The following is a 15,049-nucleotide window of genomic DNA, read 5'->3' as shown; positions in this document are numbered from 1 at the left end:
TCGGAAAAGCATTCGTGCTGTAGACGGGTACAATTCCTGGATGAAATGCGCGCAGGGTTTATTGCTTGCAGCCAGAACCCGAAATGGCGATTTGCCTTGAAACAATCGGTACTTCCAGCCGCATGTCCTGCGGACGACGCTGGAGGAAGTAAAATCCCGGCCAACTGTCGCGGGACTTGGATCGAACAACATTGTGTCGAAAGTATGCAGGCGCTGCAAGTGAATTTTTGCGGCGGTGCAGCGACAGGTGTGCGCATCAATACTATGCAACCTGAGTAAAGCAATCCCGGAACGTGCCACCGAAAAGGCCGCGGTCCGCCGGCGCCTCGAAGCCGATGGCGCGCGTCGGCGCGGCCATCGTCGGGCGCGGACACGGGGCCGCAGCCGCACAGCGATGCCGGGCTCGATCGCACCGCCATGTCCCGCGAGGACCGTGAATGTGCCCGTTCGTCCTGAACCGGCAGCGTCCGCCAGCCTCGCTCAGATGTCGAGATCGCTCGCGAATTCGGCGTTTTCCTGGATGAACTGGAAGCGGCCTTCCGGCTTGTTGCCCATCAGCCGTTCCACCGACGTTGCCGTCAGCTCGATCTCGCCGTCGACCAGCTGAACCCGCAGCAGCGTGCGTGTCGCCGGGTCCATGGTGGTCTCCTTGAGCTGGCTGGGCATCATCTCGCCGAGGCCCTTGAAGCGACCGACCTCGACCTTCTGCTTGCCCTTGAACACCGTGGCGAGCAGTTCCTCGCGGTGGGCGTCGTCACGCGCATAGAGCGTCTTGCCGCCCTGGCTGAGGCGATAGAGCGGGGGGACCGCGAGATAGAGGTGGCCCTGGCGGATGATGTCGGGCAGTTCGCGGTAGAAGAAGGTGATCAGCAGCGAGGCGATGTGGGCGCCGTCCACGTCGGCGTCGGTCATGATGATGACCTTGTCGTAGCGCAGATCCGCTTCGCGGTAGTGGTTGCGCGTGCCGCAACCGAGCGCCTGCAGCAGATCCGAGAGCTGCTGGTTCTGGCTGAGCTTCTCACGGCCGGCGCTAGCCACGTTGAGGATCTTGCCGCGCAGCGGCAGCACGGCCTGGCTGGCGCGGCTGCGGGCCTGCTTGGCCGAGCCGCCGGCCGAATCTCCCTCGACGATGAAGATCTCCGAGCCCTGGGCCGCGGTCTGCGAACAGTCGGCGAGCTTGCCCGGCAGGCGCAGCTTGCGCACCGCCGTCTTGCGGCTGACTTCCTTTTCCTGACGCCGCCGCAGGCGTTCCTCGGCGCGCTCGATCACCCAGTCGAGGAGGCGCGTCGCCTGGCTGGGGCTGTCGGTCAGCCAGTGGTCGAAGGCATCCTTGACCGCGGTCTCGACGATCCGGCTCGCCTCGGCGGTGGACAGCTTGTCCTTGGTCTGGCCGACGAACTCCGGCTCGCGGATGAACACGGAGAGCATGGCGCCCGCCGAGGTCATCACGTCGTCGGGCGTGATCATCGCCATCTTCTTGTTGCCGACCATCTCGCCATAGGCCTTCAGGCCGCGGGCGAGGGCGACGCGCAGGCCCTGTTCGTGGGTGCCGCCTTCGGGGGTCGGGATGGTGTTGCAGTAGGAGTTGACGAAGCCGTCGCCGCCGAACCAGGCGACGGCCCATTCCACCGCGCCGTGGCCGCCGCCGCGGGCCGTCTTGCCCGAGAAGATGTCCTCGACGACCCGCCGCTCGCCGCCGAGCGCCTCGCCGAGATAATCCTTGAGCCCGCCCGGAAAGCGGAACACCGCCTCCGCGGGCGTCGCCGTGCCGGCGACCAGCGCCGGGTCGCAGGACCAGCGGATCTCGACGCCGCCGAAGAGATAGGCCTTGGAACGCGCCATCTTCAGGATGCGCGCCGGATCGAACCTGAGGTCCGGTCCGAAGATCTGGGCGTCGGGATGGAAGCGCACCTTGGTGCCGCGCCGGTTCATCACCTCGCCAAGCGATTCCAGCGGGCCGACCGCATGGCCGCGCTCGAAACGCTGGCGCCAGAGCTGGCGGCCGCGGGCGACCTCGACCTCGAGCACGTCGGACAGGGCGTTCACCACCGACACGCCGACGCCATGCAGTCCGCCGGAGGTCTCGTAGACCTTGCTGTCGAACTTTCCGCCGGCGTGCAGCGTGGTCATGATGACCTCGAGCGCCGACTTGCCTGGAAACTTCGGATGCGGATCGACCGGGATGCCGCGGCCGTTGTCGATCACGGTGAGGAAGCCGGCGGCGTCGAGCGAGACCTCGATCCAGGTGGCGTGGCCGGCGACGGCCTCGTCCATCGAATTGTCGATCACCTCGGCGAAGAGATGGTGATAGGCGCGCTCGTCCGTGCCGCCGATATACATGCCCGGGCGGCGGCGCACCGGCTCCAGGCCTTCCAGCACCTCGATCGCCGAGGCGTCGTACTCGCTCTCGGTGGAGGTCACCATCCGCGGCGCCGCCCGTGAAGATCCGTGCGGGGCGGATCCGTTCTGCGCACTCGGGGCCGGCGCAGGCTTCGGCATGGCGGCAGCCCGGCGCTCCGCCGCCTTCGGCCGTGCCGGGGTCGGCGTCGCTGCGATCGGCGTGGTGAAGAGATCGTCGTCGTTCATCCGTGGCCCTGTTCGGGTGGGAGGCACTCCCGGTCATAAAGCGAATCACCGAGGATGATGCCATCCCGTTGTCGCCATGGCGAATGAAGTTCTACTTATGTTCTTCATCGCGCGGTGGACAAGTGGCGCGTCTGCCGTTTCCGACCCGCCATCGCGCCGCCGGAAAGCATTCTTAACCCTGTCCGGACCAGAATGGGACGATGCGGATTTCAGACGGACGGGACATGTCGGCAACAGCTCTGGAGACATTCGGCGACCTTGCGCGCCTGCAGGCGCGGGCGGACAGCTGCTGCCTGAGCCTCCAGGCGCTCCGCGCCCATGCGGCCGCCATCGCGGCAGTGCCGCTGGCGGGACATCTGCCCGCCGCGCCGTTTCATGCGGGACGCGCACTCGCGGTGTTCGTGCTGTCGGTGGTCTTCGTCCTCGCCTGATCTGCCGACGCATCGGGCAGGGCGGCGATCGCCGCAATCCGGCCGCGCAGAATCTCTTCCGCCTCGGCCGCCACTCTGGCCGCCTCCAGCGCCTTCTCGTCCCGCGCGGTCCTGTCGGCGCGCAGAGGGCGACGGGTCAGATGGTCGATCGCGACGCCCAGACCCGTGAGCAGGAACACGGCCGCGGCAATGCCCAGCCCCGCCGGGGCGGCACGGGCCAGCCCGGACACGAGCGCGAGACCGATCCCGCCGCTCATCAGCCAGCCGATGGCGAGCCCGCGCATCAGCCGGCCGGCCATCAGCGGCGCGACCGCGCCGTGCCGCTGGTCGATCGCGGCGAAGGCGAACAGCAGCAGGCCGGGCGTCAGGATCAGCACCACGTCGGCCCGCGGCGCGATGCCGTAGAGATCGCCGATCTCGTGGGCGCGGACGATGCTGCAGGCGGTGGTGGCGATGGCGGCGAAGATCAGCAGCATCTGCTCGCTGCGGTCGGCGCGTCGCCGGGACAGCCGGTACATCAGCAGGCCGGAAATCAGCGCCGGCGCGTGTTCGGCCGCCACCAGACGGCCGACGAAGGACGAGAAGCCGAGCATCTGGTCGGCCATGGCGACGATCAGCCAGAGGCTGCCGATGTCGAGCAGGCGGCGGGCGAAGTCCTCGCCATGACCGATGGCGACCACGATCGCCGTGCCGAGGATGGCGGCGGTAAGCGGCGCCATGATCGTGCGCGGAAAGGCGATGGCGAAGGCGCCGTCCGGGGCATGGCCGCCGAGCCCGATCAGCATCGCGCCGACGACCGACAGCCCGAGGGCAATGACGATCGCCGGCCCTGCCGCGGCGGTAACCGAGCGGGCAAACGCCATGCGGCCGGGTGCGGCCTCCGCCAGCGCGGCCAGCGCGACGCCTGCGGCAAGGAACATGAATTCGGTGCCGAGAAAGCCGAAGGAGGCAATCCAAGAGAGGAAGGCCGGCACCTGGTAGCCCGCAACGCCGGAGTGCGGCGCGGCAAAGGCGAACCAGTGCAGGAGAGACGCGACGGTGCCCGCGATCATCACACCCGCAAGACCGGGGGAGAGGATGGCGGGAGCGTCGGATCGTATCGTCATGAAGCGCATGTCCCGGAATGGTTGGCATCTCTCCCGGCCTGCGACAGGTCCGGAAGGGCCCCTCCTATGCAGCAACCGCGATGCCGGAACCACGTGGCGCGGGGTGAAACTGCCGACAGGGTAAACGGGGCGCCGGATCCCGTCCGACGGGCCGACGCCACGGCCGGACGCTGCGGCATGGACCGGGATGTGCTGCCACGGGAGGTTGCAGTGCCGCGATTATGGACGGCAGGACGCGGACACCGAATGCCTCGCCTCACGACGCGGGTCCCGGCTGCGCTGCCCCTCGGGCAACGGCGGCTAGTCATGGGCGCAGACGCCAGAAGGCCCGAATTCCGCGAGGAATACGGGCCCGGTGGTGCACATGATCCGGATGTTTCGATCAGCGATCCAGCGAATGAACGCGGTCGGCGAGATCCTCACCCTTCTCGTAATTCTTCGCTTCCGTCTCGCGGCGCGCCTGACGCTCGTCCGGGGTGAGGTTTTCCTCCTCGCGCGCCTGCTGCTCGCCGGCGGGCGGCGGGGCGGTGCGGTCGATCGGCGGGATGTGCGGCTTGGTCGACATCATGCTCTCCTCGTTGGCAGCGCCTCGGATCCGTCCCGCTGCGGGGCGGCTCGAACGCCGGTCTGTGAGGGAAACGTCGCAGATGCGATCCTGTTCGCCGGCGATCTTCGCGAGGCAGACGTCAGAGCAGCAGGCCGGCGAAGAAGCCGATCTCGGCAACCTGCTGCGCCGCGCCGAGCACGTCGCCGGTCTGGCCGCCGATCTGCCGCCGGGCAATCCGGCCCAGCATCAGTGTCGCCAGCGCCGCGACGCCGAGGGCGGCCATCAGCTGGCCGACACCGAAATACGGCAGGACCATGCAGGCGACCACGATCGCGGCAAGGCTCGCGAGCGCCGTGCTCACCCGGCCCGGCGCGCCGAGCGAGGCGGCAAGCCCATCGACCCGGGCTGCGGGCAGCAGCGTCCAGATCCACAGCGGCAGCGTGCGGCTGACCGCGGCAGCAGCGAGGAAGGCGGTGACGGCCGACCACGGGTCCATCGCCACGATCGCCGCCAGCAGGCCGATCCGCAGCGCAAGCGCAAGGCCGATCGCCACGGCCGCAAAGGCGCCGATGCGGCTGTCCTTCATGATCTCCAGCTTGCGCAACTGCGTCGCGCCGCCGCCGAAGCCGTCGGCGATGTCGCCGAGACCGTCCTCGTGAAAGGCGCCGGTGACAGTGGCGAGCAGCGCGATCGCGGCGGCGGCAATCACCATGTCCGGAAGCCGCGTCAGGGAGAGCAGGAGCAGCAGGGCCGCCGGGGCGGCGGCGATCACGAGCCGGCGAGCGGCACCGTGACAGCGGCGCGCCGGAAGTCCGGCAGGGCGGCCGGATCATCGGACGGGCCGAGGCGGGGCACCGGCAGGCGCGAGAAGAAGCGGACGACGGCGGCGAGATCGGCGAGCGAGCGCATCGGCGGATCCGGAACGGGCTGCGGGCCGGCCACGTGACGCGAGGGCCGCGTCGTAGCCGAGTGCCGCGTTGTATAGGTGTTCGCCGTCGTGATAGCCAGTGGCCGCAAACGCCAACCCCCAGAGGGACCGCCGCCGATGACCTCCGCACTGACCGGCCTGCCGTTCGACGACATCCGGGCCCTGATCTCGCGCCTGCCGGTCGCGGACGAGGACGCCGTGGCGCAGGTGCGCGCCCGCGACACCGACCTCACCAAGCCGGCCGGCTCGCTCGGCCGCATGGAAGAGTTCGCCGAATGGCTCGCCGGCTGGCAGGCAAAGGCCCCGCCGCGGGTGATGCGCCCGGTGGTCGCGATCTTCGCCGGCAATCACGGAGTCGCTGCAAAGGGCGTGTCGGCCTATCCGCAGTCGGTGACCCAGGCGATGGTGGAGAATTTCGCCGCCGGCGGCGCGGCGATCAACCAGATCTGCTCGACCTTCGATCTCGGCCTCAAGGTGTTCGATCTCGCACTCCATGTGCCGACGCCGGACATCACCGAGGAAGACGCCTTCGACGAGGCCGGCTGCGCCGCGACCATGGCCTTCGGCATGGAGGCGATCGCCGGCGGCACCGATCTTCTGGTGATCGGCGAGATGGGCATCGGCAACACGGCGGTGGCCGCGGCGATCTACCACGCGCTCTACGGCGGCACCGCGGCCGACTGGATCGGTCGGGGCACCGGCGTCGATGACGCGGGGCTGGAGCGCAAGCGCAGCGCGGTGGAGCGCGCCGTTGCCCGCATCGGCGGCCCCGGCGGCGATCCGCTGGAAATCCTGCGCCGGCTCGGCGGCCGCGAGATCGCGGCGATGGCAGGCGCGATCCTCGCCGCCCGTTTCGAGCGGGTGCCGGTGATCGTCGACGGCTTCGTCGCCACGGCGGCGGCGGCCGTGCTGCATGCGCTCGACCCGGCGGCGATCGACCACTGCCTCGTCGGCCACGTCTCGGCCGAGCAGGCCCACGCGGATGTGCTGCGCCGGCTCGGCAAGCGGCCGGTGCTGGATCTCGGCATGCGGCTCGGGGAGGGGACAGGCGCCGCGCTCGCGGCCGTGCTGGTCAAGGCGGCGGCGGAAACCCACGCGGGCATGGCCACCTTCGCGCAGGCGGGCGTGGCGACCAAAGGCTGAGCGGGTGTCTGCCGATCCTCAGGCGCGGCGGCGCTGGGGCTCTTCGGCGATCGGCGGCATGACTTCCATGACGCGGGCGCGCGGGAAGGTGACCGTCACGGTCGTGCCCTCGCGCAGCTTGGACTTGAGGCTGAAGGTGCCCTCGTGCATCTGCACCAGCGCCTGCACGATCGGCAGGCCGAGGCCGGTGCCCTGTTCGGCGGACTTGATCGCGATCGAGCCCTGTCCGAAGGCCGAGAGCACGATCGGGATCTCCTCCTCGGGAATGCCCGGGCCGTTGTCGCGCACCGAGACATACTGGCCGCCGCCGGCGGTCCAGCCGAGCTTGAGCACGATGTCGCCACCGTTCGGCGTGAACTTCACGGCGTTGGACAGAAGGTTCAGCACGATCTGGCGCACGGCGCGCTCGTCGGCCCAGATCTTCGGCAGGCCGGTTTCGAACTGCTCGTGGATCGTGATGTTCTTGTTCTTGGCCCGCAGCTTCACCAGATGGTGGCAGTCCTCGACCACGTGGGCGAGAGTGACCACCTCCTCGTTGAGCTTGTAGCGCCCGGCCTCGATGCGCGACAGGTCGAGGATCTCGTTGATGAGATTGAGAAGATGCTCGCCGGAGGAATGAATGTCGCCGACATATTCCTTGTAGTTGGGATTGCCGATCGGCCCGAAGACCTCGCCCTTCATGATCTCCGAAAAGCCGAGGATCGCGTTCAGCGGCGTGCGCAGTTCGTGGCTCATGGTCGCGAGGAAGCGCGACTTGGCCATGTTCGCTTCCTCGGCGCGCCGCCGGGATTCGTCGGAGATCGCGTTGGCATGCTCGAGCTCGGCGATCAGCGCGTCCTTCTCGGCCCGGTGCTCCAGCATGGCGAAGGCCGTGGTGTTGAGGCGGATCGACAACAGGATGAACAGCATCTGCGCGGTGACGACGAAGACCGCCATGCCGATCGAGACGATGTCCTGATTGAGGGAAAAGACGCTGGCGCCGGCGAGCGCGATCGGCAGCGTGCCCGCGATCACCGCGCGGGTCAGGTTGCTGGCAACGATCGTGGTGACGGCCACCGTGAACAGCAACGTGGCAAGATGGAAGACGAGGACGGCGCTGTCCTGGGTCGGCAGCACGAACAGTGCGGCGATCGAGGCGCCGGACAGGAGTTCGCCGATGTAGAAGCGGCGGTTCCACAGCGAAAGGCGGACGTCGGCCTTGGGCGTGGCGATGAACTGGCGGCAGGCGAGGCCGTGGATGCCCTGGAAGAACAGCACGATCGCGGCCCAGGAGCCGATCATGACCGGCCGGTACCAGTGCAGGCCGATGAAGGCGACGACGACGATCAGCAGCGCGGTCGGCATCCAGGCGGCCAGGCGCGAGCGCGCATAGCCGAGGGTCATCTCGTAGTCGAAGGCAGGACGGGTTCCGCTGGTGGAGGACAGCTTCTCGCGGACGTCGCGAACCGCGCGCGAGATCTCGCGACGTTTCAGGGCGCGGGCGCGGTTGCGCTCGGTCCTGTCTGCGGTTCTGCCGACAATTTCATCCGTCATGATCGATGCATCAGTCCCGGAAGCGCGTCTTTTCCACCCGGCGCGCGGGCAGGATCACGGATCACGATAGGGCCGACTTCGTTAAATTCTGACTGACTGATCTGGTTAATCGACCTGCCGGGAGGAGATTCGCATTTGGCGACAAGGGATGGAGTGAGCAGGGCAGAGGCACTTTCGCGGCGGATCGCGGCCTGCCGCCTCTGCGTGGAGGCGCCGCTGCGTGCGCCGATGCTGCATCAGCCGCGCCCGGTGGTGCAGCTTTCGCAGACCGCGCGGCTGCTCGTCGCAGGGCAGGCGCCGGGCACGAAGGTGCATGCGACGGGGCTTCCGTTCAACGACGCCTCCGGCGACCGTCTTCGCACGTGGCTCGGCATCGATCGCGCCACCTTCTACGACCCCGCGCGGATCGCCATCGCGCCGATGGGCTTCTGCTTTCCCGGGCAGGACGCAAAGGGCGGCGATCTGCCGCCCCGGCGCGAATGCGCGCCGCACTGGCGGGCCGAGGTGATGGCGGCGCTGCCGGCGGTGGAACTGGTGCTCGCGATCGGGCTGCACGCCCAGCGCTGGCATCTGGGTGCCGATGCGGGACGCAGCCTCACCGCCACCGTGACCGACTGGCGCGCCGTGTTCGAGCGGCCCGCAAGGCCGCGCGTCCTGCCCCTGCCGCATCCGTCCTGGCGCAACACGCACTGGCTGCGCGCCAATCCATGGTTCGAGACGGAGCTCGTGCCTGTGCTGCAGGCGGAAGTGGCGCGGCTGATCGGCGACAGGGAGACCTGATCCGGGCGTGGCACCAGACAGCACGTTCAACGGAAAATAATTTCAAATCGGGTTGCCAACGGCGGCATTCGGTGCAAATTTATTCCAACGAATTCCCAAGTGCCGAGCCGCCCGATGATCGATCGTCTCGACCGCAAGATCCTTTCCATCCTCCAGGAAGATGCCACGATCCCGGTTGCCGAGATCGGTCGCCGGGTCGGGCTGTCGACCACGCCCTGCTGGCGGCGGATCCAGAAGCTGGAGGAGGACGGCGTGATCCAGCGCCGGGTCGCGATCCTCGCGCCGAAGGCCGTCAACGCCAAGGTGACGGTGTTCGTCTCGATCACCACCAGCCAGCATTCCGAGGAATGGCTGCGCCGCTTTGCCGAGGTGATCCGCGACTTTCCCGAAGTGGTGGAATTCTACCGGATGAGCGGGCAGGTGGACTATCTGCTGCGGGTCGTCGTGCCCGACATCGAGGCCTACGACAGTTTCTACAAGCGGCTGATCTCGCGCATCGACATCGCCGACGTCTCGTCGTCCTTCGCGATGGAGCAGATCAAGTACACGACCGCCCTGCCGCTGCAATACATGCAGATGGAGAAGGAAAAGGCGGTCTGACGCCCCACCGTGTCCGGAGGCACTGAACTGACCACCGGAGTGCCGCGTATGACGATTTATCGCGGGTCGAAACCGGCCGCGTCACGCTAGAAGCGAAGCATAAACGTTTCCGGGCGTCATGCGGCCGGGAGCGGCCGGCACTGGAAGGTGCCGGCAACTTGCCGCAATTGCTGCCGCCAAGCGATCCCTCGATCCTACCGGGCTGGTGGCAAGTCTGCGCACCGCGGTCGACCCTCCGGGCCGGCCGCATTTTCCCGTTTTGCGCATCAGTCCTTCCCGCCCACGCCGTCCAGTCGGGCAATCAGGGCCGAGGTGTCCCAGCGGCGCCCGCCCATCGCCTGCACGTCCGCATAGAACTGGTCGACGAGCGCCGTTACCGGCAGCCGCGCCCCGGTCTCGTTCGCCTGCGCGAGGCAGATGCCGAGGTCCTTGCGCATCCAGTCGACGGCAAAGCCGAATTCGAACCGGCCCTCGGCCATCGTCTTCCAGCGATTCTCCATCTGCCAGCTCTGCGCCGCGCCCTTGGAGATCACGCCGATCACCTTCTCCACGTCGAGGCCGGCCTTCCGGGCAAAGTGGATGCCCTCCGAGAGGCCCTGCACCAGACCGGCGATGGCGATCTGGTTGACCATCTTGGTGAGCTGTCCCGCGCCGGACGGACCCATGTGTCCGACCATCCTGGCAAAGGCCTCGATCACCGGCTGCGCCTTCGCATAGTCGTCCTCGTCGCCGCCGACCATGACCGTCAGGACGCCGTTCTCGGCGCCGGCCTGTCCGCCGGAGACCGGGGCGTCGAGGAAGCCGATCCCGGCGGCCTTCGCGGCCGCGTGCAGCTCGCGGGCAACGGTTGCCGAGGCAGTGGTATTGTCGATGAACACGGCGCCGGGCTGCATGCCGCGGAAGGCGCCGTCAGGGCCGTTCGCAACCTCGCGCAGGTCATCGTCATTGCCGACGCAGGAAAACACGAAGTCGGCGCCGCTGGCGGCTTCCCGCGGGGTCGGGGCGGATGCGCCGCCGAATTTCGTCACCCAGGCGTCCGCCTTGGCGGGCGTGCGATTGTAGACGACGACGTCGTGGCCGCCGCGCGTGCGCAGATGTCCGGCCATGGGAAATCCCATGACCCCGAGGCCCAGAAACGCAACCTTCGCCATGATCATCGTCCTTGTTCGTCGCCCTTGCCTCGCCTGGCGTGCCACGCCGGGCGAGCCGGTGGTCCGCAGGGCAGGATTAGCCGGTTGGCCGGCTTCTGTTCAAGGTCGGCCGGGCCTGGTCCCGGACGCGGTAGAGCGTGATCGGGGAGGGCGGGGTCTCGATCCGCTCCAGGAAATCCGGCGTCTCGCCCTTCGCCAGAAGGCTTGCCACCGAGCCGTCCCGTCGGTCCGGAAAGTACCTCATCTCCGCCATCGCCGGGCAGATGGCGACGAGCCGGATGCCGCGTTGGTCGAGAAGATCGCGTGCGGCCTCCGGCGGGCCGTTGAAGAAGGCATAGGTGTCGATGATGCCCTGCGGATTGCGATGGTAGGGCGCGCCGACGGCGCTCATCGGCGTGTACAGCAGGACATGGGCGCCGAGGTCGACCGGCGCCATCACCGTCTGGGCGGGCAGGGCCGACAGATCGGCGAAGGCGGCTGGCATCAGGCAGTCCGCGGATTTTCCGGTTGGCGCCGCAGCGGTCGCAGCGCTCGGCCGCGCGCTGCCGCTCCCCACCGCAAGCTGGACGAAGACCGAGGTCGCGATACCGCAGAAGGCCAGCCAGCAGCCGACCATCGCCACGGCCAGCATCGGCCTGCGGCTCGCAAGATAGCGGCGGCGCATCTCGCCGATCGCCCAGGCACCGGCCGGCACCGCGAGCGGAGCGGCAAGGCGCGCGCCGCGCACCTGCACCAGCATCACCAGGACGGCAAACAGCAGCATCAGGCCGAGCGCCAGCCATTCGGCGCCGCGATCTTTCGGGGCGGTCCAGAGGCGGACTGCGACGGCGAGGAGGCCGGCGAGCGGGGCGAGCACCACGCCGGCGGTGTAGGCGGGCATGGACCCGAGGCTGGTCCACACCGGCTTGGCTTCGGCGATGCGGTCCAGCCAGTTGGTGACGAGCCAGGGGTCGAGCGCGGCATAGGGGCCGGCGCGGCAGTCCGGAAAGAGCACGGCGAGCACGGCGACGAGGAGGCCGCCGGCGGCGAATGCCGCGCCAAGGCGGACAGTGGGAGAGCGTCCCGCGAGCGCTGCCGATGGCAGGAGCGCGAAGACGAGGCCGGTGCCGATGGCCGCCGCGACATAGACGACGGAGAGGGTGTCGCAGGCCGGTCTTCCCCATTCGGACGGAGGAACGGCGAGTGCCAGATGGCCGAGCGTGGCGAGGGCAAAACTTGCGCCGAACAGGCGCAGTGCCGCTGCCCGGCCGGGATCGATCACCCAGAAGAGACCGAAGGCGGCAATCGTGGCGGCCACCTGCGGCAGGCCCTCGGTGCCGATCGCCAGCGATGTGGCCGCGGCGACGCCGGCGGCCGCGGCCCAGGCCGGCCGGCGCCAGGCTTCCACCGTCGCCAGCGCCATCGCGAGCACCAGCAGGATCTGGATGTTGTGATGGTCGATCCGGCCGGGTGAGAACTCGACCAGAACGGCCATCGAGAAGGCCGGCAGCAGCAGCGCCGGGAGCAGCGCGTCCGGTCCGACCAGCCGCAGCGTCAGCCGGGCCGACAGCCAGAGCAGGGCGAACAGCAGCATCAGCGGCCAGAGATGGGCGGCGGCCATTTCGGCGGTGACGCCCAGGATCGGGCGCAGCAGCATGATCAGCCCGGCGATCGGCAGGTCCACGAGCCGCGACCAGTGGATCGGCGCGCCGTAGGGGGTGTTGAGCCGATGCTGGATGTGGTCGTACCAGCCCTGTCCGGCGAGAAGGTCGTGGACCACCACCAGCCGCATCGCATCGTCGGTGTCGGCGTAGAGCGGCTTCGGCGCCCCGAGGTTGGTGCGGATCACGAGAATGACGGCCAGCACCGCGAAGACGCCGAGCAGCAGCCCCCAGTTCACCCGCAGCCTGGCTGCTCCGTCCATGCCCCGCTCCCGTCCATCCACCCGTCAAAGCCTTGGCATGGTTGCCCTTAAGATCGGCTGAAGCGGCGACTGCGGTTGCAGGGGGCGGCGAGTGGCGTAGACTGCCGGAACCATTCCCACGGAGGCCGCCGATGCGCCGATTCCCCGCCTGGTCCGACGTGATTGCCACCCTCGTCGACGTCGCCACCGGGCGGGCGCCCGCCGATCTCGTCGTGCGCGGCGGGCGCTGGGTCAACGTCCATTCCGGCGAGATCATCCCCGGCATCGATGTCGCGGTCGCCGCGGGGCGCTTTGCGGCGGTGGGGCCGGATCTTTCCTACGCCATCGGCGAGGGCACGCGGGTGATCGAGGCCGGGGGGCGCTATCTGGTGCCGGGCTTGTGCGACGGGCACATGCATGTCGAAAGCGGCATGGTCACCGTCACCGAGTTCGCCCGCGCGGTGATTCCGCACGGCACCACGTCGATGTTCATCGATCCGCACGAGATCGCCAACGTGCTCGGCCTTGCGGGGTGCGGCTGATGCACGACGAGGCGATGACGCTGCCGGTCAACGTCTTCGTGCAGATGCCGAGCTGCGTGCCGTCCGCGCCGGGCCTCGAGAATGCCGGCGCAGCATCGGCCCGGCGGAAGTTGCCGAGGCGATGGGCTGGCCGGGGATCATCGGCCTTGGCGAGATGATGAATTTCCCCGGGGTCGCGGCCGGCGACGGCAAGATGCTCGCCGAGATCGCCGAGACGATGAAGGCCGGCAAGACCGTCGGCGGCCACTATGCCTCGCCGGATCTCGGCCGCGCCTTCATGGGCTATGTGGCGGGGGGACCGTCCGACGATCACGAGGGCACCCGGTTGATCGATGCGGTGACGCGCGTGCGCCTCGGCATGCGGGCGATGCTGCGGCTCGGCTCGGCCTGGTATGACGTCGCGACCCAGGTGAAGGCCGTCACCGAACTCGGCCTCGATCCGCGCAACTTCATCCTCTGCACCGACGACAGCCATTCCGGCACCCTCGTGCACGACGGCCACATGAACCGCGTCGTCCGCCATGCGATCGCGCAGGGCCTGAAGCCCGTGACGGCGATCCAGATGGCGACGCTCAACACCGCCACCCATTTCGGCCTCGAACGGGAACTCGGCTCGATCACGCCCGGCCGGCGCGCCGACCTGATCCTCACCTCCGATCTCGTGACGCTGCCGGTCGAGACCGTGATCGCCCGCGGCGAGATCGTGGCCGAAGGCGGCCGGCTCACCGCCGACATCCCGCCCTGCGCCTATCCCGCCGACGCGAAGGCGACGATCCACGTGGCGCGGTCGCTGGAGGCAAAGGATTTCGACGTCGAGGCCCCCTCCGGGGCCAACGAGGTCGAGGTCCGCGTGATCGGCGTCGTCGAGAACCAGGCCCCGACCAAGGCGCTGACGGCGCGGCTGCCGGTCGAGGAGGATGTCGTGGCGATGGATCCCGGCGCGGACGTCTGCCAGATCGCGCTGGTCGAGCGGCACCGGGCGACCGGCACCGTCGTCAACGGCTTCGTCTCGGGCTTCGGCTATCAGGGCGACTGCGCGGTCGCCTCCACGGTGGCCCACGACAGCCATCACATGATCGTCGTCGGCACGTCCAAGCGCGACATGGCGCTCGCGGTCAACCGGCTGGTCGAGGTCGGCGGCGGCGTGGTCGTGTTCAGGGACGGCGTGGAACTGGCGCTGGTCGAGCTGCCGATCGCAGGCCTCATGTCGGACGAGCGGGCGGAGGTGGTGGCGGAAAAGGCGGCGCGCATGGTCGAGGCGATGCAGGCCTGCGGCTGCACCCTCAACAACGCCTACATGCAGCACTCGCTGCTGGCGCTGGTGGTGATCCCGGAGCTGCGGATCTCGGACATGGGGATCATCGACGTGACGCGCTTCGAGAAGGTCCCACTGTTCATCGAATGATCTGTCTGCCGGCGCGCGGGGAACAACGGTGGTGCCCGCGCGTTGACAGGCCGAAGGAACCTCGGCGACGGCGCCCGAGGAAAAAGGAGACGTCCAAGATGATGAAGATGGCCCTGATCGTTGCCTCCTGCGCATTTCTCGCGGCGTGCAACCAGACACCCACCCAGCAGCGCGTGACGACGGGCGCCCTTGTCGGCGGCGGCGGCGGCGCGATCGTCGGCGCCTTGTGGGCGGCGGCAAGGGTGCGGCGGTCGGCGCCGTGGGTGGTGCGATCGCCGGCGGCGCGGTTGCCGGCGCGACGGCCCCCAAGAACTGCACCGGTTACGACCGCTACGGCCGTCCGATCGCCGTCGTGTGCCCCTGATCCGACGCGGGTCCGGCAACCGGCCCCGACTCGATGGTTTCGAAGCTCCCG

At 68.8% G+C, this 15,049-nt stretch carries 13 protein-coding genes and 1 pseudogene; 6 read left to right on the top strand and 8 right to left on the bottom strand.

What is annotated here, in order from left to right:
- A partial coding sequence (locus tag A6302_RS23650; protein ID WP_210183355.1) for a hypothetical protein occupies window positions 1-279 on the top strand: 279 nt, incomplete at its 5' end.
- 201 nt (window positions 280-480) lie between these two features.
- On the opposite strand, the gene parE is transcribed toward A6302_RS23650, so the two are convergent.
- The gene (gene parE / locus A6302_RS16055) at window positions 481-2,499 is read right to left on the bottom strand and encodes a DNA topoisomerase IV subunit B (protein WP_425349171.1); all 2,019 of its coding nucleotides are present in this window, start codon (window positions 2,497-2,499) and stop codon (window positions 481-483) included.
- 311 nt (window positions 2,500-2,810) lie between these two features.
- Here parE and A6302_RS22320 point away from each other — a divergent pair, with 311 nt between their 5' ends.
- The gene (locus A6302_RS22320) at window positions 2,811-3,017 is read left to right on the top strand and encodes a hypothetical protein (protein ID WP_141703854.1); all 207 of its coding nucleotides are present in this window, start codon (window positions 2,811-2,813) and stop codon (window positions 3,015-3,017) included.
- On the opposite strand, the gene A6302_RS16050 is transcribed toward A6302_RS22320, so the two are convergent.
- The 4 genes from A6302_RS16050 to A6302_RS24735 all read right to left on the bottom strand — a co-directional run bounded on the left by A6302_RS16050 (window position 2,960) and on the right by A6302_RS24735 (window position 5,579).
- The gene (locus tag A6302_RS16050; RefSeq protein WP_141703852.1) at window positions 2,960-4,123 is read right to left on the bottom strand and encodes a hypothetical protein; all 1,164 of its coding nucleotides are present in this window, start codon (window positions 4,121-4,123) and stop codon (window positions 2,960-2,962) included. The genes A6302_RS22320 and A6302_RS16050 overlap by 58 nt on opposite strands.
- Window positions 4,124-4,505: 382 nt before the next feature.
- Window positions 4,506-4,691 (bottom strand): hypothetical protein, encoded by a 186-nt coding sequence (locus A6302_RS16045; RefSeq protein ID WP_069307888.1) that lies wholly within the window; start codon window positions 4,689-4,691, stop codon window positions 4,506-4,508.
- Between the two features lie 118 nt (window positions 4,692-4,809).
- Window positions 4,810-5,442 carry an adenosylcobinamide-GDP ribazoletransferase gene (locus A6302_RS16040; RefSeq protein WP_245294106.1) on the bottom strand — a complete coding sequence of 211 codons (633 nt, stop codon included), beginning with the start codon at window positions 5,440-5,442 and terminating at the stop codon, window positions 4,810-4,812.
- Entirely contained in the window at window positions 5,439-5,579 is a 141-nt protein-coding gene (locus A6302_RS24735; RefSeq protein ID WP_245294105.1) for a hypothetical protein, read from the bottom strand. Before A6302_RS24735 ends, A6302_RS16040 begins: the two co-directional genes overlap by 4 nt.
- Before the next feature lie 136 nt (window positions 5,580-5,715).
- Here A6302_RS24735 and cobT point away from each other — a divergent pair, with 136 nt between their 5' ends.
- The gene (gene cobT / locus A6302_RS16035; protein ID WP_069307887.1) at window positions 5,716-6,741 is read left to right on the top strand and encodes a nicotinate-nucleotide--dimethylbenzimidazole phosphoribosyltransferase; all 1,026 of its coding nucleotides are present in this window, start codon (window positions 5,716-5,718) and stop codon (window positions 6,739-6,741) included.
- 18 nt (window positions 6,742-6,759) lie between these two features.
- Here the strand turns inward: cobT and A6302_RS16030 are convergent, their stop codons facing one another.
- A complete protein-coding gene (locus A6302_RS16030; protein WP_069307886.1) occupies window positions 6,760-8,274 on the bottom strand; it encodes a sensor histidine kinase in 1,515 nt (504 codons plus the stop codon).
- A 153-nt stretch (window positions 8,275-8,427) separates the two neighbouring features.
- Here A6302_RS16030 and A6302_RS16025 point away from each other — a divergent pair, with 153 nt between their 5' ends.
- Window positions 8,428-9,054 carry a uracil-DNA glycosylase family protein gene (locus A6302_RS16025; RefSeq protein ID WP_069307885.1) on the top strand — a complete coding sequence of 209 codons (627 nt, stop codon included), beginning with the start codon at window positions 8,428-8,430 and terminating at the stop codon, window positions 9,052-9,054.
- Between the two features lie 117 nt (window positions 9,055-9,171).
- Window positions 9,172-9,654: an Lrp/AsnC family transcriptional regulator gene (locus tag A6302_RS16020; protein ID WP_210183356.1), complete on the top strand. Its 483-nt coding sequence runs from the start codon at window positions 9,172-9,174 to the stop codon at window positions 9,652-9,654.
- Between the two features lie 266 nt (window positions 9,655-9,920).
- Here the strand turns inward: A6302_RS16020 and A6302_RS16015 are convergent, their stop codons facing one another.
- Both A6302_RS16015 and A6302_RS16010 read right to left on the bottom strand, forming a co-directional pair.
- Window positions 9,921-10,805, bottom strand: a complete 885-nt coding sequence (locus tag A6302_RS16015) for an NAD(P)-dependent oxidoreductase (RefSeq protein WP_069307891.1) — start codon at window positions 10,803-10,805, stop codon at window positions 9,921-9,923.
- Between the two features lie 76 nt (window positions 10,806-10,881).
- A complete protein-coding gene (locus A6302_RS16010; protein ID WP_141703850.1) occupies window positions 10,882-12,708 on the bottom strand; it encodes a hypothetical protein in 1,827 nt (608 codons plus the stop codon).
- Between the two features lie 131 nt (window positions 12,709-12,839).
- Here A6302_RS16010 and ade point away from each other — a divergent pair.
- Window positions 12,840-14,634: pseudogene (ade, locus tag A6302_RS16005) on the top strand (adenine deaminase).
- Window positions 14,635-15,049: the final 415 nt, after the last annotated feature.

It is taken from the genome of Methylobrevis pamukkalensis (assembly GCF_001720135.1).
Taxonomy (GTDB): Bacteria; Pseudomonadota; Alphaproteobacteria; order Rhizobiales; family Pleomorphomonadaceae; genus Methylobrevis; species Methylobrevis pamukkalensis.
The sequence above is the reverse complement of the archived record's forward strand: the minus strand, read 5'-3'. Positions and strand labels throughout refer to the sequence as shown.